The organism is Geomonas diazotrophica (assembly GCF_018919385.1).
In the GTDB taxonomy this organism is placed as follows: Bacteria; Desulfobacterota; Desulfuromonadia; order Geobacterales; family Geobacteraceae; genus Geomonas; species Geomonas diazotrophica.
In genome coordinates this window covers 44,920-65,104 of sequence record NZ_JAHLMF010000013.1, presented here as the reverse complement: position 1 = coordinate 65,104, position 20,185 = coordinate 44,920, and the positions used below count along the sequence as shown (strand labels likewise).

The window sequence follows — 20,185 nt, the reverse complement described above, 5'->3', positions numbered from 1 at the left end:
TCAGCTCCGGTACAGGGTGAGCTGGCGCAGGTAGTCCAGCCGGGTGCCGAAGAGCCGGCAGGTCCCCGGCGCCCAGCGCTTCATCTGCGCGACGGCGAGCGACACGTTGGAGAGGCCGTTCCCCAGGAAACGGTCGCAGCGGGCGGCGAGGAGGGTGTCGATGAGCACCTCTTCCCCAAGCGCCCGGCGGCTCGCCTGCTTCTGGTAGTGCACCCCCTGCAGGTTCGCGGTGCGGGTCGAGACGGTGTAGATGAGCCTGCTGCTCCCGAAGCGCTCCCGGTAGCCGGCCAGGATCCTGTCGTCGTCGGTGCTGAGGAAGATGCGGGCTTGCGGCTCCTCGCCAAGCAGCCGCTCCAGCTCGGGGAGGTACAGGGCGTTCAGCCGGGCAAGCCCCGGGTCCTCGCCCACCTTGTCGCCCCCTCTCACGTGCAGCGCGATGGCCGGGGCGCCGGCCAGCTGCTCGCGGTGGAAGGCCTCCACCCGCTCCAGGATCCGGGGCTGCACCCTCAGGTAGCGCCGGTACAGGTAGAGGTAGAGCTCCTCGGTGGAGAGCCCGTGCAGCGGGTGCCCGGCGGGGATCCAGGGGGCGAGGTCGTTCACCGCGTAATGGAAGTCGCTCACCACGACCTCTTCCTGGCGCTCCAGGGTCCAGAGTGCGGAACAGCGGGACCAGGGGCCGTCGAACTTCGCCAGGTTCTCGTGGCGCACGTTGTCGCGCTGCCACTTGGGGGGGTAGAAGCTGCGCCGGCGCGAGATGACGTCGTGCATGGTGACCGCGGAGACCGGCTCGAAGAAATAGGTGAAGGCGTTCTCCAGGGGATCGTCGCTGAAGAGCGAATTGGCCCCCCAGTGCACCACCGGGGTGCGGCCGGTTATCTCGGCCAGGAGGAGCTGTCCGAGCACGTGGTTCACGTCGCTCCAGAAGCCGTAGCCCCACGCCTTGATCAGCAGCAGGCGCTCCCCTTTCGTGTCCGGCGGCGGGAGCTGCGCCCCCTGCTGCGCCTTCACCAGCAGGATGCGCGTGGCGCGCGAGGCGTCCCCCTGCTCCAGGGCGCGGGAGAGCGCGTGCACCGCCGCGGCCGGCTGCCCGATGGCCAGGGCCACCTCTCCCAGCGTGCGGCTCACCCGGGGGGTGCGATAGCCCCGGTCCCCCAGGTAGCGGCAGATCAGGTCCGCCGGCGTCACCAGACCGGCGCTGCAGAGGAGCTCGGCGCATTCGGCGAGGGTTTCGCTGGCGATTTCCTCCGGGGCAGCGGGATCGTCCACCCCCTCTTCGCGCGCGAGGGCCCGCGCCTGGTCCGCCGCGGTCTGGGCGTTGAGCGTCTCCTGGATCCCGCCGAGGGTCGACTTGTCCCCCGAGCGGAGCGGCTCCAGGAAGCGCCGCAGCGCGAGGTCGAGCCTTCCCTGGCGCAGGAGCGCCCCCCCCTCCAGCTTGGGATCCGCCGCAAGGTGCGGATGGGTGCGGCACCACCTGCCCCAGACCTCGGTGAGCGCGGCTTCCAGGTTCCGGGTGAACCCGGCGCCGTCGGTGAGGGGGGAGGCTGCCATCCGGTCGCGCAGGGTCTCCCTGAGCTCCTTCAGCCGGGGAGGGTCCAGCGCGAGGGCCGCGGCCCGCTCCACGAAAGCGGATCCTTCCTGTGCCGCCAGGGCGTCCAGTCCCAGGGCGTGCAGAAGCGAAGCCCCCACCCGCGAGCGGTGCGTAGCCCCCGAGAGGGTCAGTACCGGCACCCCCATCCAGAGCGCCTCGCAGGTCGTGGTGGTGCCGTTGTAGGGGAAGGTGTCCAGGGCGAGGTCGACCCGGCCGTAGAGCGCCAGGTGGTCGCGGTAGGAGGGGGTGTTCCCGGTCAGCTCCAGCCGTTGCGGCTCGATGCCGCGCTCGGAAAAGGCGTCCAGCAGCTGCTGCCTCGCCTCGGGACAGGCGAAGGAGTACCCCTTGAGCAGCATGCGAGAGCCGGGCACCGCGCGCAGCACGTCGGCCCAGAGGGCCACGGTCTCCGGGGTGATCTTGGCCGGGTTGTTGAAGGAGCCGAAGGTGACCTGTCCCGAGGCGAGGCAGGGGAGACCGGTCACGGCAGGGGCATCCTCGGGGGGGGCGAAGCAGGAGAAGGTGCCGGGGAGTCTGATCAGCTCCTCGCTGTGGTAGCGCTCGGTCGCGCCGGGGGGGTCGCAGACGGCGTCGCTGATGCGGTAGTCCATGCTCGTGAGCCCGGTGCTGAAGGGGTAGCCGATCCAGGTGATCTGCACCGGGGCAGGCTTTCGGGCGAAGAGCGGCAGGCGGTTGCCGGCAGAGTGGCCGGAAAGGTCCACCAGGATGTCGATGCCGTCCTCGGTGAGGAGCCGGTCCACGGCGTCGTCGGTAAGCCCGGCGATGCTGACGAAGCGGTCGCAGAGCGAGGCGAGGCTCGCGCTTTTTGCATCGGGGACGGAGACGTTGGCGTAGCAGAAGACCCGGAAGCGGTCCCGGTCGTGGTGGGCGAGCACCGGCTCGATGAAGCGCGCCACGGCGTGCTCGCGGAAGTCGGCGGAGACGTAGCCGATGTTCAGCACCCGGTCCGGGAGCGGCGCGTTGTCGTGGCGCCGGGGGGGAAAGCGGTGCGCGGCGCCGAAGGCGGCATGCTCGGCGAACAGGGTCTCTTCGGCGCTGCCGGCCTGGTAGAGCAGGGCGAACAGCAGCGAACTGTGCGCCTCAGCGTTCCCCGGGTCGAGGCGCAGCGCCGCCCGGTAATGCTCCAGCGCCTCCCGGTGCCTCCCCTGCGATTTGAGCGCGTTGGCCAGGTTGTGGTGCGCCTCGGCGTAGTCGGGCCGGAGCCTCAGCGCCTCGCGCAGGGAGCGGATGGCCGCGCCGCCGTTGCCGAAGCGCTCGAGCAGGATGCCCAGGTTGCTGTGCGGCTCCGGGTAGCGGGGGTCGAGGCGGATCGCCTCCTGGAAGCTGTCCCGGGCCTCCTCGCCGCGCCCCAGGGCAGTCAGCGCGAGCCCGAGGTTGTTGCGCAAGCCGGCGTTCTCGGGGGCGAGACGGCAGGCTTGCGCGAGCGCCTGAGCGGCCTCTTCCATGCGTCCCAGCCGGGCCAGGGCAAAGCCGAGGTTTCCCTGCGCCTCGCTCCACTGGGGTGCCAGTTGCGCCGCCCGTTCGAAGTACGGCAGCGCCTCCCCCGGGCCGGAGAGACGGTCCAGGGTGCACCCCAGGTTGAAGCTGCCCTGGGCGAAGTAGGGGTCGAGCCGCAGCACGCGCCGGTAGCGCTCGGCGGCGCCGGCCAGGTCGCCGGAGGCGAAGAGGGCGTTTGCCGCCGCGAAGAGCTCCTTCAGGGTCTGTCCCTCGGTCATGGCCGCACCTCCCCGTGCAGGCGCGCCGCCAGGTCCAGGAGCGGCGCGGCCAGGTGGTCCAGCGCCCCCCGTTTCAGCCCCGCTGCGTACTCCTCCAGGAAATCGCCGCAGTCGTAGTTCAGTGCCGCCAGGCGCGCCACTTCGGCCTCGGCGCCGCTCCGGTCCCCACCGATGAGCAGGCAGACCGCGAGCAGCGACAGTGCCGGCGGGTACCCGGGCCATCTCTGCAGCATGTCGCGGCAGCGGGAGAGCGCCTTTTCAGGCTGCCCCAGGTAAAGCTCGCACTTGGCCAGGTTGAACGCCGCCTCCTTCAGTTCCGGGGCGAGTTCGGCCCCCCTCGCGGCGTGGTCCCGCGCCTGCCGGTAGTCGCCGGAGCAGAGGTACAGGTAGCCGAGGTTGAAGAAGGCCTCGGCGTTTTCCGGCCTCGCCCGGAGCAGCCGGTGCCAGAGCTCCTCCGCCTCGCGCCCCATCCCCAGCTCGGTCGCCTGGCGCGCAAGCTCCGCGAGCGCCTCGGGCGTCGCGCCCACCTCCTCGAGCTTTTTCACCCCCAGCCGGTAATAGAGCTCCTGCTTGACGCGGCTGTCGGCGGCGTCCAGCTTGCCGTAGTGGTGCACCGGGACGTCGCAGGCGTGGATGGGGACCTCCTCCCGGAGCAGGGAGGGCTCCAGCATCTCGTGCACCGCCCCCTCGAAGCGGAGCGCCGGCCGGTTCGGGAACAGGCGCACCTTTTCGCTGGGGGTCCACCCCCGCCCCCGCTCCTGTTCCGGGTACTCGCCTCCGTTGGCGACCCAGCCGCGCCGGGTGATCTCGTCGGTGTAGTTCCTTGTGGTGAAGGAATAGGCCGCCCCTTCCCCCCGCCTGACCAGGTCGGCAAGCGGGGCGAGGTCGGCCGGCGCCAGCACCTCGTCCGCGTCCAGCACCAGGATCCACTCCCCGCGGGCCTGGGTGAGCGAGAAGTTCCTGGCCTCGGCGAAGCTCCCGGTCCAGGGGAAGTCGAACAGGCGCGCCCCGAAGATGCGGGCGATGTCGCGGGTGCGGTCGCCGGAACCGGTGTCGACCACGACCAGCTCGTCGGCAAGCCCCCGCACCGATTCGAGCGCGGCGGCCAGGTTGCGCGCCTCGTCCTTCACGATCATGCAGAGCGAGACGCTGCCGGTGCCCATGGCGGCGGGCGCCGGGTCGCCGGCCAGTCCCCTGATCTGGAGGGCGGCGTCGATCCCGGCGTCGTCGAGGTCAAAGCGCGCCGCGGCGCGCCCGATCTCCCCGATGGCCTCGCCGTAGCGGGCGTCGCGGATCAGGAGCTCGATCAGCCCGTAGCAAAGCCCCTTGTGCTCGGGGTAGAGGGAAAGGGCCTCTCGCAGGCGCTCCTCCTCCCGCGGCAGCGCGTCGAGGAAGGTGGCGTAGTCGTGGTAGCGTGACAGCGCGGCGAGTTCCAGCGGGTGGAGGACGAAGCCGAGCTCGGCCAGGTGCAGCGCCTGCTCCCTTTCGCCGCGCTCCCAGAGGATGGCGGAGAGGGTGCTGTAGGCCCGGCCGCAGCCGGGGTCGGCCACCAGTGCCCGGCGCAAGAGCTCCTCTGCCTGATCCCGCTCCCCCGCATCCAGCGCCAGCACCCCCTGCAGTTGGAGCACCTCCGGCGCTTCGGGGGCGAGGAGGGCGGCTTGCTGCAGCTCCGCCGCTGCCCGGTCGGGATGCCCGGCGTCGCGGTGGCAGCGGGCCCGCAGCAGGTGGGTCGCCAGCGCCTCTCCGGCCGGGGCCTGCGCCAGCACCTCCAGCGCCTCACCGTGGCGCCCCGCCTCGGCGAGCACCCCGGACAGGTCGAGGTAGGGCGCGGGATCCCCCGGCGCGAGCGCCACCCCCTGCTGCAGCAAGAGGTCGACCGCCTGCTGCAGTTTTCCCGCCTGTGCGAGCCTGACCCCCTCTACCCGGGCCCGGTGCGCCAGTACACGCGCGGCCTGCTCCGAATCGAGGGCCGCGGGTTCCCACTTCGCTGCCAGCAGGCGGCGCTCTTCGGTCGGGACGCAGTCGGCGTCGCTGCCGTAGCGGTGCACCAGGATGTCGCCCGCGATGACGCAGCCGTGTCCCCTGAGCGCCGCGCGCAGGCAGAAATCGTCGGCCCAGGCGTCCGAGGCGAAACGGCGCTCCAGCTCCCCGACCTCGTCGAAGAGTTCCCGCGGGAAGAGGAGGCAGAAGCCCGCCAGCCGCGGCACCGGGATGCGCCGGCCGTAGTGGTCGCTTCTGAAGGAGTCGGCGCGGCTCTCCAGCTCGCGCAGGTCCCGGTACCGGTTCTCGCCGGTTCCCTGCGCCCCTTGGGCGCGGTTGGCCATGGGGCCGCAGAGCGCGGCGTTGGGTTCGCGGGCCAGGGCGTCCAGCATCCCGGAGAGCCAGCCGCGGGTCAGCACGGTGTCCCCCTGCAGGAGGACGATGTCCCTGCCGGCGGCCTCGCGGAGCCCGGTGTTGAAGGCGGCGGCACGGGCGCGGTCGCCGCTGTCGATGAGCAGGTGGTCGGCACGCCCGGCGCAGAGATCCTGCAGCCTGGCCAGCGTCGCCTGGTCCGCCCCCCTGGCCACCAGGATCACCTCGTGTGGCTCCGGGGTGTGCCGCTCGATGCTCTCCAGGCATTCCCGGGTGCACTCCACCCGGTCGTCGGCCGCCACCACGATGGAGGTGAGGGGGCGCACCTTGGGGCGGAGCTCACGCTCCAGGAAGGCGATGTTCTCCCGGGCAAGCGCGCTGTCCGGGTTGATCTCCAGGGCGCGCCGGTAGTGGGGCAGGGCCGCATGGTAGCGCTCCAGCAGGATGAGGATCATGCCGGCGCAGAGGTGGGCCTCCAGGTCGTCGGGGTTGGCGGCCGCGAAGGCGGTCTGGTGCTGCAGCGCCTGGTACAGCTCGCTCTTCATGAACGAGAGCAGGCTGTCGCGGTAGCTGTCGGAACCGGGGTCGATGATGGCGGCCTTCTCGAAGTACTTCTTGGCGTAGCCGATCTCCCCCTTCTTGTAGAAGATATGGGCCAGCTCCAGGTGGAAGCGCGGCGCGCGCGGGTGGCGCTCGCTGAAGCGTTCCAGTTGGGGGAGTATCGCCGCGTCCCCGGCGTCCAGGCGCGCGGCCAGGGCCTCGAACTCCTGCCATTCGCCGGGCTCCAGTTCCACCGGCGGGGGGGCGAGCGGGGCGAAACGGGGGCGGTACTCCCTCTGCACCTCGAGGTACTCCAGGGTGGGGAGGTCCCCCTTCCTCGACACGGTCTCCTCGGAAAGCCAGTACAGCCCCAGGAACTGCGGGACGTGGACGAAGTCGTGCCTGAGCGCCGCGCGCAGCCAGAACTCGTAGTCCGCCGCACTCCGGAAGCGCTCGTCGAAGTAGCCGATTTCGTCGTGCAGCGACCTTCTCCAGAGCGGGAAGGGGCCGACGCAGCAGAGTTCGATGAGGTTCAGGCGGTCGAACTCGGGCCAGTCGCGGAAGCCGAAAGGCTTGTGCCGCTCGAAGGTGGCGTTTTCCTCCTGGGTGATGCGCATGTCCGGGTAGGCGAGCACGCACTCCGGGTGCTCCTTAAGCGTCCGCACCAGGACCTCGTAGGCGTCGTTGCGGAGGCGGTCGTCCGTGTTGGCGTTGGTGACGAACTCCCCCTTTGCCATGCGGATGCCGCGGTTCCAGGCCTGGTACACGGTTTCCCGCTTGTCGGTCCGGAGGTAACGGATGTTGTCGTAGCGCGCCTGGAACTCCTCGACGATGGCGCGCTCGTTCCCCGGGGAGGCGGAGTCGATGACCACGATCTCCAGCCGGTCCGCGATGGTCTGCGCCTCCAGGTCCTCGAGCTTGCCGCGCAGGAAGCGCTCGGCGTTGTAGGTGGAGACGATGGCGGAGACCAGGTATGTGTCGGGTCGCGCGGTCACAGGATCACCCTGTCGCCCTGGATCAGGATGGGGAGCGGCGCCGGCGGGTTGAAAGGTGTCCGTTCCGCGGCGAAGAGCCCCCGCTCGCGGGCAAGCACCTGGTTGGCCTCGGCGGTGTACCCCGCCTTGTCCTTGGACTTCTGCAACGGGTGGTCGCGGAAGCCCGCCAGCAGGAGGTCGACCGAGAAGAGCCGCGCGCTCCTGAAGAAACGGGCCCACAGCTCGAGGTCGGCCGCAAGCGGCAGCGTCCCGTCGATGTAGGCACCGCTGCGCTGCCACAGGGAACGGCGCCAGAACACCCCCTCCTGCTGGATGAACTCCTCGTCGACCAGGTACTTGGCGCGCGAGTTCATGGGGAGGAAGGTGAGCACGTGCTTTTGCACCCCGTTCTCGTCGAAGCTGTTCGGGCGCCCCATGAGCCACTCCACCTCGGGCGCCTGCGCGAAGATGCGGGAGACCGCGTCGAAGGCGCCGGGGTGGAACTTGTCGTCGGCGTTGAGCCAGGTCATGATCTCGCCGGTCGAGCGGTTGAGCCCTTCCTCGATGGCGGCGTACTGGCCGGCGTCCTTGTGGCTGCGCCAGAAGGCGATGTGCCGGTCGTAGCGCTTGAGGATCTCCACCGTGCCGTCGGTGGAGCCCCCGTCCAGGACCAGCAGCTCCAGGTTTGGGTAGCCCTGGGAGAGGATGGAGTCCAGGCAGGGCTCCAGGTAGCGGGCGTAGTTGTAGCTGGGGACCACGACGGAAAGGCGCGGGAGGGACGGCGGCGCTTCTGTGGACGATGGCGCTTTTGCGGACGCGGCGGACCCGGCGCACGGCGCGGAAAGGGGCGGCGCAGCGCTGACGTGGGGGGGGACGACGGCGGCCGGGACACCGACGGCGGCAGCTGGCTCCGCTCCGGCTGCGGGGCGGGCGTCGACCGGGAAGCTGCGGCAGATGATCTCCTGGATGGCGCGGGCCATCTTACCCCAGGAGAACTGCTCGGCCTGCCGGGCGCCCAGTTCGATCAGACGACCGCGCTCCTGCGCTACCCGCACTTGCAAAAGGGCCGCGGCCATCTCCCCGGCGTCTTCGGGATCCACATACAGGGCGGCCTCGCCGGCCACCTCGGGGATCGAGCTGTTGCGGCAGGTGATCACCGGGCAGCCGCAGGCCATGGCCTCCAAAAGCGGCAACCCGAATCCCTCGTGGGTGGAGGGGTAGACCAGCGCCTCGGCGCAGGAGTAGGCAATGCGCAACTCGTCATCCCCGAACTGCGCGAGGTGCACCTCGCTCCCCGCGGCCAGCGCGGCCAGTTCCGGCTCGAGCTCCGGTGCGCCCCCTACGCAGAGGAGCGCGAGCTCGCCCCGCTCGGGGAGACGGGAGAAGCCCCGGAACAACAGCCTCCCGTTTTTGTGCTCGGTCCGCTTCCCCACGAACAGGAAGAAGGGCCTGGCGATGCCGCGAGCCTTCCGGAAGGCCGCCTTTTCCTCCTCGGAGGCGGGGCGGAACAGCTCGCGGTCGATGCCGCAATGGGCCACCTCGATGCGGCCGGCAAGCTCGGGGTAGAGCTGCTCCATGTGCCGCGCGGTACTCCGCGAGACGGCCACGAAGGCCCGGGCGCGCGCCATGGCGTGGCGCTTCTCCTGCCACTGCGGGTCGCGCAGGTCGTACATCCCGCTCATCTCGGGGATCATGTCGTGGCTCAGAAAAAGCGACGGCGTGGTGAGCGGGCTCGAGTAATAGGTGGATATGAAGAGGTCGGCCCCCTCCTCGTCGCAGACCTGCTGCAGCATGGCACGGTCCCACCCCTCGGGGCGGACGTCGTAGCCGGGGACGGTCCGATAGCGCAGCCCCGGGATCTTGGGCGCGGTGCCGATCCGGTCCAGCACCAGCACGGATCTGCCGAACTCGGTTGCCGCCCACTCGTTGAGGAGCGCTTCCCACACCCGGGTGATGCCGGTCCTGGGGGTCATGAAGAAAACGCCGTCCACCACCACGGTCGGAAAGGAGGGGTTCCCCTCCCTGGGTGGGTGGGGCGCGGTCCGGGCCGGCTTGCGCGCCGCCAGCTCCTGCGGGGTGAGCGGCACCCGGATCTGCTCCAGGACCTTCACCGGCGCCATGGCGTCCAGTCCGGGGTGCGGGATGCGGACCAGGTCGAGCTGGGCGGGGATACGCCCCTGGAGCAGCTCCTGCCGGTACCTCGCCAGCCGGGGCGTCTGCGATGCGCTGAGCGCGATGGCCGAGAGGGCGGCCTCCCGCTTCCCCTGCGCCATGGCTGCCACCGCCAGGTTGTCGGCCAGCTCGGAGCGTCCCGGCTGGAGTTCCAGCGCCTTGCGGTAAAAGGACTCGGCCAGCGGGAGATCGGTGAAGAGCGAGCCGCTGGCGCCCATGAGCAGGTTCCCGAAATCGACCAGGGCTGCCACCCGTGCGGCGGGGGAGCCGTCCTGCTCCAGGTACGGGTAGATCTGCTCCAGCGGGAAGGTGGTCCGCAGGGCGTCGATGAAGCCGTGCACCTCGCGGATCACCTCCTGCGGGGCCTGGTAGGAGAGGTTGTCGATCGACTCGTGGTAGAGCGCGGCGATCTCCGGGATGTGCAGCGCCCCCTTCTTGAGGGCCAGCCGGAAGAAGAACTCGTAGTCGCCGGCCCGCTTGAAGCTGCCGTCGAAGCTGCCGACCTCGGCGTGCGCGTCGGCGCGCCACATCACCTGGCAGCCGAAGGGGCAGTCGAAGAGCGCCTGGCGCAGATCGAAGTCGGGTAACAGCCATTTCTTGGTGGCGCCGTTCTCCTCGAAGGTCTCGTTGGCGCCGCAGGTCATCAGGGCGTCGATGTAGGCGAGCCCCGCCCCGCTTCGTTCCAGCTCGCGCGCCATCAGCTCGAAGGCGTCGGCACGGTGCCGGTCGTCGGTGTTGGCGTGGGTGAGGAAACGGCCGTGGGCGAGGGCGATCCCCCGGTTCCAGGCGGCGTAGAGGGTCTCGCGCTCGGTGCGCCGGTACACGATGTGGGGGTGGCGTGCCATGAACTCGCGGGCGATCTCCCCCTCGTTTTGCTGGGAGCCGCTGTCGATGATGACGATCTCCAGCTCGCCCCTCTGGTACAGGGTCTGGCGCAGCAGGTTTTCCAGGCAGCCGCGGAAGAAACGCCCGGCGTTGTAGGTGGATACGATGGCGGAGACCAGGTACCCCTGCTTGTCGCCGGCGGGGGCGGATGACGCGGGGGGCGCCGCCCCGGCATCGGGTTTCTGCCACAGGACGTTGTAGGAGAGCGGGAAACCGTGCTCGCGGATCGGGACCCCGGTCATCGGCCTCCAGTGCCGGTCGTAGGCCGCCTCGCTCATGTGGTAGACGAAGGGGTCCTGGTAGACCTGCTCCGGGGGGACGAAGCGGTTCACGGTGGCGACCTTCTCGAACAGGTAGGGGAGCAGGGGGTTGCTCCAGACCCCTTTGCCCGGCCCCCTGGCCACCACGTCGAAGCAGTGCAGGGACCACCCCCCCGGCCTGAGCACCCGGTCCAGGTCGGCGCGGATCTTCTCGAACTGCTCCTCGCCCTGTTCCACGTGCTCCAGCACCGAGATGCTGAAGACGACGTCGAAGTAGCCGGCGGGAAGCTCGGGGGAGAAGGAGCCCAGGTAGTCGCGCACCAGGCGGTAGCCGTCGGCGGCCACGGCCACCGGGCCGTTGCCCACCCCTTCCAGCTTGTCCAGGTTCCAGCACTCGTAGCGCTCCTTGAGCGCCCTCAGTACCCGCGAGGCGCCCCCTCCCACCTCGAGGATCCTGGCCCCCTCGGGGACGTTCTTCCTGATGAAGGAGTAGGCGAGGAGGTCCTGGTACACCTTGAGGTCGCAGTCGGCGGGATCGACCGGGGCGCCGTACAGCTCGAGGTCCATCCCGGCGAAGTAGGCGAAATGATAGGCGCGGGAGTAGGTGAAGGCCCCGAAGTTTTCCGGGATCACCGAGGTGCGGGCACGTCCCTCCACCTCGCTCACCTGCAACGCCGGCGGGGCGGGGGTGAGGCCGGGGGATCCCGAGGCCAGGTAGAAGCGGCGTTCCCGCTCGATGACCCGGGCCGCCTCGGCGTTGTAGCGCTCCAAGAGGTTCGCCGTCTTCTGGTCGGGGTGGCTGCGGAAACCGCCCAGCGGCGCGTGCAGGGTCCTAAGCTCCGCGTGGCGGAAAAAGCGCGCCCACAGCTCCAGGTCCGCCGCCAGCTCGAAGTCGGTGTCGAGGCTCCCCCCCGCCTGCTCCCAGAGTTCGCGGCGCCAGAAGGTCGATTCCTGCTGGATGTGCGGCGGGCCGATCTCGCCGCGCAGGTACTTGGCCCGGGACCAGAGCGGGATCTCGGCGGCCATGTACTGCACCGCGCCCGAGACGTCCCAGCCGGTGGGGCTCCCGGTGATCCAGGTGCTCTCCGGGAAGTGGCGGAAGGTGTCGGCGACCAGGCGCAGGGCGCCCGGGTGGTACTTGTCGTCGGAGTTGAGCCAGGCCATCACCTGGCCGGTGGAGCGGGCGAAGCCCTGGTTCACCGCCGGGTAGTGCCCGCCGTCGGGGCGGCTCTGCCAGAAGGAGAGGTGCCTTTCATACTTCTTGATGATCTCCGCCGAGCCGTCCGTGCTCCCGCCGTCCATGACGATGTACTCGAGCCGGCCGTAGTTCTGGGAGAGCACGGAGTCCAGGCACTCCTCGAGGAAGCCGGCCTGGTTGAAGCTCGGGGTGACGATGGAAATCGTGGGGAGCTCCGGCACGCTGATGGCGATGGAGGGCTTGGGCTCCGCGCAAAGCGGATACGGGATCGGGGGGGGAGCGGCCTCGAAGCTGAGCGGGGTGGGGGGAAGCTCCCGCTCCCGGTCGATCACCGCGTCGCACTCGGTAAGGTACTCTGCCCGGAACTGGTTGCAGCGCTGCCCGCCGCTGTAGTACCGGAAACCGCCGATCAGGGCGGCCACCGTGTGCAGCTTCGCGTAGCGGCTCAAGCGGAGCCAGAGCTCGAAATCGGCGGCGATCTTGAAGGAGAGGTCGAGGCTTCCCCCCGCCTTCTCCCACAGGCTCCTGCGCCAGTAGGTCGCCTCCTGCATCACGAACAGGGATACCTCGTGGATCAGGTCCTTGCGCAGGAGTTCGGCGCGGCTCCAGGTCTTGGTTTCGAAGCCGTAGGAGTTGAGCTTCCCGTCGCCGTCGAAGCCGATCCTTTTGCCGGTCAGAAATTCCACCTCGGGGCGCCCCCCGAACACCTCGGCCAGCACCTTCAGGCCGCCGGGGTGGAGCATGTCGTCCGAGTTGAGCCACCCCATGATGTCGCCGGTCGAGCGGTGGAACCCCTCGTTGATGGCCCGGTACTGGCCGCCGTCGGGCTGGCTCTGCCAGTAGGAGATCTGCTTTTCGTACTGCCTGATCACCTCGACGGAGCCGTCGCTGCTCCCGCCGTCCATCACGATCAGCTCCAGGTTTGGGTACCCCTGGGACACGATCGATTCCAGGCAGGCCCCCAGGTAGTCCCCCTGGTTGTAGGAGGGGACCACGATGGAGATCTTGGGGCAGGCGCCGGAAACGGGTTCGGAGCCGTCCCTGCCGGAGGGGGTCGATGTGACGGGGAGCGCGGCGGCGCGCCCCGAAGGGGTCTCCGCCCGGGACACGATCTCGCGGTAGAGTTCGCCGTAGCTCGCCGCCTGGGCTTCCAGGCTGTAGGTGGCGAGGGCGCGCTGCCGGGCCTTTTCCCCCATGCCCTGCGCCTCGGGGTGGAACAGTGTCCACCAGATCCCTTCCGCCAGCGCCTTCACGTCGCGCGCGGGGGCCACGAAGCCGGTCTCGCGGTGCAGCACCATGTCCGGGATCCCCCCCACGTCGAAGCCGACCACCGGCACGCCGCAGAGCATCGCCTCCACCACCGTGTTGGGGAGGTTGTCCTCGATGGAGGGGATGGCGAACACGTCCGCCATCGAGTAGAGGGCGGCCAGCGTCTCCTCCTCCTCGACGTAGCCCAGGTTGATGATGGGGAGGTTCAGTGTGTTGCGCAGCTCCTCCTGCAGGGTGCCGAAGACGGCGAGCACCAGGTTGTAGTCGCAGAGCCCGCGCAGGGCCTGCAGCAGGTAGACGAACCCCTTGCGCTCGTTGGCGAGGTTCTCCGCGCCGAACAGCACTACCTTGGCCCCCTCGGGGACGCCGTACCCCCGGCGCACCTCCTCGCGCCCGGCGAAGGGGCGGAACACCTCGGTGGGGAAGCCGTTGGGGATGACCCGGGCCGGGAAGGGGGAGAGGAGCGCGCTCCCGGAGGCGGTCGCGGCGAGCCACCGGCTCGGGGCCACCGGGTGCAGCTGGAGCCGGCGGTAGGCGGCCTCCTTGGCGAGGAAGCCGGCTCGCGACATGTCCTGCGGGTCCTTGGACCCGAGCATCGGGCAGCTGCCGCACCCGCAGAGGTAGTTGCGGCAGCTCCCCGCGTAGTGGCAGCCGCCGGTGAAGGGGTTCATGTCGTGCATGGTCCAGACCACCTGCTTACCCTGGAACGCGGCCGCGGCCTGCTCCCAGTTCACCATGCCCGGCACCCAGTGCAGGTTGACGATATCCGCCTCGCGGATCTCGCGCGAGCAGGAGAGCTCCAGCTCCGAATAGTCGTCGCTGAAGATCTCGATGCACTCCTGGCGGTTGGGGTAGTCGTAGATCTTGCGGCACCAGCGGGTCCAGACCCTCTGCCAGTAGGCCTCGTTGGCCGGGTACTCCAGGGGGCAGTCGATCACCCCGCCTACCTCCCCGCTCGGGATGGCCCGCACGCTCGGGTCGTCCCCCTTGCGGTTCAGGACCAGCATGGTGGAGTCCACCCCGCTCCTCCTGAGCCCCTGGTGCAGCCGATAGGCGGCCTTGCCGGCGCCGCCGTAGTTGGTGTGGGAGAGGTGGACGACTTTGAGCTTTTTGTCGGTCGGGTCCTGGTACTGGTTGCTCACGGGTACTCCTGCCCCGACGCGTGGCCGGGGCGTGCGAAAGTGGCGGCTGGGGCGGCTGGCGGCGCCGCCCCCCGGGGCGGGTGCGGCTACTGCCGGGGTTTGCGGTAGGCGCGCACCGTGGAGAACACCCCCGGTATGATCGGGAGCTGCGGCTGGGTCTGGGTCGGGTCGGTCGGGTAGAGCAGCGGCAGCTCGATCGGCTGGCAGCGGTAGGTCTCCACCATGAGCTCCTCCACCGCCTGGCGGATCCCCGGCTCGTTGTTGCCGTGGTGGCTCAGGATGGCGGCGCGGTTGGCGTCGTCCATGGCAGGGAGGTAGTCGTGGAACAGCATGATTCCCCCCGGGGCGAGGAGCGGGAAGTAATCGAGGATGTCCTGCTTCACCCCCTGGTAGGAATGGTCGCCGTCGATGAACATGAACTCCGGGAGCCGCCCCGGCTCCAGCATGACCGAGAGCCGTTCGGCGGCCTGGTGGGAGAAGAGCGGAAAGTGGATCACGCTGCCGTTTAGCTTCTTCACCACCTCGTGGAACTGCTCGGTTCCCCCCGGCTCGACGCAGATCCCCTGGAACTGGATCCCCAGCCGGGAGAGGGCCTGGTGGATCAGCACGAGCGACGCACCGCTGTAGGAGCCGATCTCCACGAAACGGAGCAGCGGGCCCTGCGGGGCGAGCTCCTTTCTCAGCGCGTAGTAAAGCTGGAAACGCTCGTTGGCCGACATCTGGCTCTGGATCCCCTTGGGCGCCGGGTCGTCTTCCATGAACTCACGGATGAGCCCCTTGTCCAGCAGGTGGTTTTCCGGATAAGGAACGGTGCGGGGGGTGGGGTAGACCAGGCTCCCGCTGCGGTGTGCGTCGGCTACCTCCCGGTTGGGGGTGGTCCTCTTCAGGAACCCGTTGGTGCACCAGGTGAGGTTGTAGCCGAAGAAGTCGCAGTAGCGCCCCTCCATCTGGTAGTCCCCGCCGTGAAGCCCCAAAAACTCCTTGATCGCCCGATGGGGGCCGGAGCTGTAGGTGGGGTCCATGCCGAGATCGGAGATGATGCCGTCCTCGATGATGATGGTCTCCCCCTCGGCCAGGTAGCGGTGGAAGAAGGAAAGGACGTGGCTGCTCGTCTCGTAGGAGTGGTCGGCGTCCTCGATCACGAGGAGCGGACGCGGGAGGGTCAGTATGAATTCGGGGGAGAAGCTCTCCGCCAGGTCGCGTCCGTCCCCCTCCACGAAGGTCACCCGGGGATGGCTCACCTTTTTGACCCCCACGATATCGAGGGAGTAGACGTGGCCGTCGATCCCGAAGTTGTCGAGCATGTCTCCCAGCCAGAGGGCGCTTCCGCCGTCCTTGGAGCCGATCTCGATGATGGTACGCGGCTTCTTGTCCCAGATCAGGATCGGGTAGATGGCGAAGTCGAACGGGTTCTTGATCATCGGGATGCCGCGGTAGCTGTAGTTGTGGCTGGTGTTCTGGATCTCCAGCAGGGTCTCACGGGGGAGCGAGGTCTGGTACCCGCGCTGCTCGGTGGGGATCTCCGGGCGCGGCGGCTTGACCAGCAGGGGGGTGAGATGGGCGGCCATGGCGGCGGCTTCCTTGTGCCCCGGATTTCTCGCCAGCTCGCTCTGGAGCTCCTCGAGGGCCTCCTCGTGGCGGCCGACCTGGTCAAGGGATACCGCGTACAGGTAGTGGAGCCCCGGCACGTAGAGCCCGAAGCCGAGGGCCTGTTCGGCCAGCCGCATCGCCTTGATGGCCCGTCCCGCCTGGAGGTGCTCCACGGATTCCTTGATGAAGCTGCTGACTTTTTCCTCGACCGACTGCTGTGCGGTTCCCTGTGTCATGGTTTCGTTTCCTTTTTCAGTGATTGTTGCGGCAATCGCGTTTCCCGTGATCTCGCCGGTTTGCGCGGCGGGAGGCGCTTTCCCGCATGGGGGGCAGGGAACGGGGGTCCCTTTGGCGGCCAGGGTCTCCTTGATGAGCTCGTCCATCTTGAAGGCCAGCTTGTCCATGGCGTACTCGGCCAGGCAGCGCTGCTGACCCCGCCGGGCGATCTCCTCGCGTGCCTCGGGATGTTCCAGGTAGTACCGGACCTTCTCCGCCAGCTCTCCCGGGCTCGCGTAGGTCTCCAGCTCCCGCCCCGGCTCGAAGTAGCGGCTGATGTTGGCCTGGTAGTCGGTGAGGAGAAAGGATCCGCTCCCCGCCGCCTCGAAAAGCCGCATGTTGCCGGCCTGCTCGCTCCCCATGTCGCACTGCACGTTGAGAGCGATCCTTCCCCGGCGCAGGGTGCGGAACATGTCCATCCCCCAGACGGCTCCATGGTTGTGCTGGACGATCCCCGGCGCGAACCCTTCGAGGGGCTCCGGGATGAAACAGTCCAGGGAGAAGTTCCCCCGCCCGGCGGCGGCGCAGAGCTCGTTCAGGACCGCCCGGCGGCGGTGATGGGCCTCGGAGACCTGCCCGGTGAAGACCACGTCGTAGCGCTTCTCCTCGGCCGCCACCACCTTCGCCACGTGGGGAGGGAAGCCGGGCATGAAGAACCGGGTAGCGCGCGCCCCTCGTTTTTTTGCCAGTTCCAGGGAAAACTCGAAGTTGGAGATGATGAGGTCGAACTCCGACCAGTCCGTCTCCTCCGGCACGCTGGAGGCGCGCCAGCCGAACACCATGGCGGGGCGGTAGGAGAGGGCCCTCACGAAGCCGCTGTCGAAGAGGATGGGATCGCTCGTGTAGAAGATGTCGGGGCGGAAGGCCTCAACCTGCTTCGCCGCGACCTCGTGGACGGTGAGGTCAGGGCGCTGCGCCATGGCAAGCTCGCCCTGCTCGGCCAGCCACTGCCTTTGCAGCGGCTCGCAGTTGACGATCAGCATCCGGCTGTCATAGCCGGCCCCCTTGAGGTAGGGGGCGAAGACGTGAGAGGCGCCGAAGCCGTCCTGGAAGAGGGCCTCGAGCTGGATTTCGTACGGCTGCTGGGCGAGCCCCGGCCGGCTGTTGTAGAAGTGGTTGAGGTAGACGGGGTAGAAGGTCAGGATTTGCAGAAACTTCATATCTGTCTCGCTTCCCTCAGGTGCTCCGGCTGCAGATCAAGCTCGACCGGGGATGTCTTGTCAAAAATATGACCTCCGCTCTGGGTGCGGCTCCAGCGGGGTACGGCCTGCTCATTTTTCAGGATGTCCGGGGAGAGCAGCCCGCGCGCCACCGTCTCCGCAAGGTTCACCCCCTCGGGGAGTCCCCATCTGCGCACCAGCTGGGTGGTGGCCCCCACCAGCTCGGCCGGGATCGCTTCCCCGTCCGGGAGCCGGTACCCGCCGGTGAAAAAGGTCGGGTAGTGGTCGCAGCGGCAGTTTTCCCCCTGCTCCAGCTTGTCCATGACCCGCTGCATGACCCGCACGTGGTCGTGGTGCATCTTCATGTACGGCCCACCCTCAAGGGCCAGCCTGATCCTCAGGTCCCGGTCGGTCAGGAGCTGGCGTAGCCGCTCCACGATGTTGTCCGGATTCACGTACCAGAAGGGGCGCTCCGCCGGGAAGGGCTCGTAGTCCTCCCGGTCCCCGTTCACCACCGCGCAGCCGCAGGCGAGCCCTTCCAGGCTCAGCTTGCCGTGCAGCGGGAAGTACAGCTCGTCGATCAGGACGTCGGCGTTTATCAGCTCCTTGATCACCACGTCGTTGGGGAGTCCCTCCAGGAAGCGGAGCTCGTAGCGCACCCCCTGCTGTTTGAGGGTTTCCAGGGCGGCCATGATGACGTCGGTCCCCTTGAGCCAGCTCTTGGAAGGGGCGTGCACCACCACCGGCACCTCCCGCGCCGGGATGTGCTGGCGGTACAGGGAGAGTTCCATGGGGAGGAAAAAGTGGTGGTAGGGGCGCACCCCGAGCACCGACTGGTTGGGCTGGGAGAGGATGATCTCGCTGTGCAGTTCCGCCATCCTCATGGAGAAGAGCGGGTTGACCACGGGATCCTCCGGGAAGGGGAGCTTTTCCAGGAACCGGCGCCCGTCGACATACCACTGCTTGTAGGCCCCGGTATCCCTCACGTCGCTTCCCACGAAGCAGGAGATGATCTTCTTGCCCGCCTTCTTTATGAAAGGGTAGTCGGCGTGGTTGGGGAGCAGGCTGGTTCGGGCCCACTGGAAGATGAAGACGTCGTGGGTCCCCACCAGGTAGCCGATGTCGAGTACGTCCTCGATGGTCATGTCCCGGCCGCTGAAGTCGACGTCGTACTCGATGGGCCACCAGCTGTTCTTCTGCCTCACCACGGTGGTCACCTGGTGCCCCAACTGGCGCAGGGCGCCGGCGACCACGGGTATGTTGCCGCCGATCTCGGTGACTCCAATCATTATCCTCATCGATGAACCCCTTTCCGCTACGGTAGAGCCGGTCCGGACGCCTGATGCCGCGCCGTCGGCTCCCTCTTGCTGCAATTATGGAGCCAACCCCGCCTCCCCCGCTCCCGCCCCCGTGCGGGGAGGATTTACCCCTCCCGCAGGCCGCGCCGGGCGCGCTCCGGGGGGTGCGGCCACCCCTTGCCCCCCCTGGTTACGGGGAGCCGCAACTTTGACGCGCGGCGGGAACCCGGGCGGGTCAAAAAATTGAACGGCGGCGCCACGGCGGCAAGGGGAGGGGGGAGCGGGGCGTGTGAGCCGGCCTGAGCCTTTCCTTCCGGGTTTCCCGGGGGATGCGGCAAGCGGCCGGTATCCCATGGAAAAACGAAGACGCCCCGGCGGGGGGCGAGATCCTCGGGGGGGCGCGGGAGCCGCTGGCGTGGAGGTTGCAAGTAGGCAGAGGGGGCGGAGCCTCCGGCCCGAGCAGCCCTGCGATGGAAAGACGCGTTGCGGCGACGCGTCGTCCGGGCTGGCCGACATCATGAAAAGGAAAGGACGAGCATGAAAAACTTCGCGCTGATCGGCGCCGGCGGCTACATCGCGCCGCGCCACATGAAAGCCATCCGCGACACGGACAACCGACTGGTGGCCGCGGTGGACAAGTCAGATTCCGTGGGGATCCTGGACAGCTACTCCTTCGACGTGGCCTTCTTCACAGAATTCGAGCGCTTCGACCGCCACGCGGAGAAGCTGCGCCGCCTCGGCGAGGAGGAGCGCATCCACTACGTCAGCATCTGCTCCCCCAACTACCTGCACGACTCCCATATCCGCTTCGCCCTGCGCATCGGCGCCGATGCCATCTGCGAGAAACCACTGGTGCTGACCCCCTGGAACGTCGACGCCCTCAAGGAATTCGAACAGGAGAGCGGGCGGAGGGTGCACAACATCCTGCAGCTCAGGGTGCACCCCGCCATCGTCGCGCTGCGCGAGAAGGTGAGGAGCGCCCCCAAGGGGTCGAAGCTGGACCTGGAACTCACCTACATCACCTCCAGGGGGAACTGGTACTTCACCTCCTGGAAGGGGGACGTCAGCAAGTCCGGGGGGGTCGCCACCAACATAGGGGTGCACTTCTTCGACATGCTCATGTGGATCTTCGGGCCGGTGCAGCGGCAGGAGGTGCACCTCTCCGACCCGCGCCGCATGGCGGGGTTCCTGGAGCTGGAAAACGCGCGGGTGCGCTGGTTCCTGTCGGTGGGGCGCGAGGACCTGCCGGAGGAGGCGCTCCGGGCGGGGAAGACGACCTACCGTTCGCTGACCCTGAACGGTGAGGCTTTCGAGTTCTCGGAAGGGTTCACCGACCTGCACACCGAGGTCTACCGCAACATCCTGGCCGGAGAGGGTTTCGGCCTGGACGCCGTGCGCCCGGCCATCGACCTGGTCTATAACCTGCGCGAGGCCCGGCCCGCCCCGGCAACGCCGAGCCACGGCCACCCCTTCCTCGCCCGCTACGGCGCCATCGTCGCGTCGGCCAAGGAGAGGCAACGCCCGAGCCTGCTGCAGCTCAAGCTCAAGGAGCGTCTCAAGCAGAAGCAGGGGGAGGCGCAGTCGCTCAAGAAGGCGGAGGGGGCGGATTGAGCTGCAACTGCCCCCGCGACCCGCAAGCGGCGGGGCGCCCCTGAAACAAAACTGCCGCCTCTCCCGGTAAAGGAGGGGCGGCAGTCGTCGTTTTGCAGCGGTTTGTTTATTGCCTCAATTGTTGCCTCAATTGGTAG

6 protein-coding genes are annotated in these 20,185 nt (G+C 68.7%); 1 reads left to right on the top strand and 5 read right to left on the bottom strand.

Annotated features, from left to right (window positions below):
- From KOM00_RS14970 to KOM00_RS14950, 5 genes are all read right to left on the bottom strand, one after another.
- Complete coding sequence (locus KOM00_RS14970; protein WP_216499740.1) at positions 1-3,321, bottom strand: O-linked N-acetylglucosamine transferase family protein; 3,321 nt, start codon at positions 3,319-3,321, stop codon at positions 1-3.
- On the bottom strand, positions 3,318-7,208 hold the full coding sequence (locus KOM00_RS14965; protein ID WP_216499739.1) for a glycosyltransferase: 3,891 nt from the start codon (positions 7,206-7,208) through the stop codon (positions 3,318-3,320). Before KOM00_RS14965 ends, KOM00_RS14970 begins: the two co-directional genes overlap by 4 nt.
- Positions 7,205-14,113 carry a glycosyltransferase gene (locus KOM00_RS14960; protein WP_216499738.1) on the bottom strand — a complete coding sequence of 2,303 codons (6,909 nt, stop codon included), beginning with the start codon at positions 14,111-14,113 and terminating at the stop codon, positions 7,205-7,207. The genes KOM00_RS14965 and KOM00_RS14960 overlap by 4 nt, the downstream gene beginning before the upstream one ends.
- Before the next feature lie 86 nt (positions 14,114-14,199).
- The gene (locus KOM00_RS14955) at positions 14,200-17,139 is read right to left on the bottom strand and encodes a CmcI family methyltransferase (RefSeq protein WP_216499737.1); all 2,940 of its coding nucleotides are present in this window, start codon (positions 17,137-17,139) and stop codon (positions 14,200-14,202) included.
- Positions 17,136-18,437, bottom strand: a complete 1,302-nt coding sequence (locus KOM00_RS14950) for a glycosyltransferase (protein WP_216499736.1) — start codon at positions 18,435-18,437, stop codon at positions 17,136-17,138. The genes KOM00_RS14955 and KOM00_RS14950 overlap by 4 nt, the downstream gene beginning before the upstream one ends.
- Positions 18,438-18,974: 537 nt before the next feature.
- On the opposite strand from KOM00_RS14950, the gene KOM00_RS14945 reads away from it, so the two are divergent.
- On the top strand, positions 18,975-20,048 hold the full coding sequence (locus KOM00_RS14945) for a Gfo/Idh/MocA family oxidoreductase (RefSeq protein ID WP_216499735.1): 1,074 nt from the start codon (positions 18,975-18,977) through the stop codon (positions 20,046-20,048).
- Positions 20,049-20,185: the final 137 nt, after the last annotated feature.

Bases quoted from the DNA above. Each gene is read 5' to 3' on its own strand.
- KOM00_RS14950 (WP_216499736.1), bottom strand. From the start codon at position 18,437: ATGAGGATAATGATTGGAGTCACCGAGATCGGCGGCAACATACCCGTG.
- KOM00_RS14945 (WP_216499735.1), top strand. From the start codon at position 18,975: ATGAAAAACTTCGCGCTGATCGGCGCCGGCGGCTACATCGCGCCGCGC.
- KOM00_RS14955 (WP_216499737.1), bottom strand. From the start codon at position 17,139: ATGAAGTTTCTGCAAATCCTGACCTTCTACCCCGTCTACCTCAACCAC.
- KOM00_RS14970 (WP_216499740.1), bottom strand. From the start codon at position 3,321: ATGACCGAGGGACAGACCCTGAAGGAGCTCTTCGCGGCGGCAAACGCC.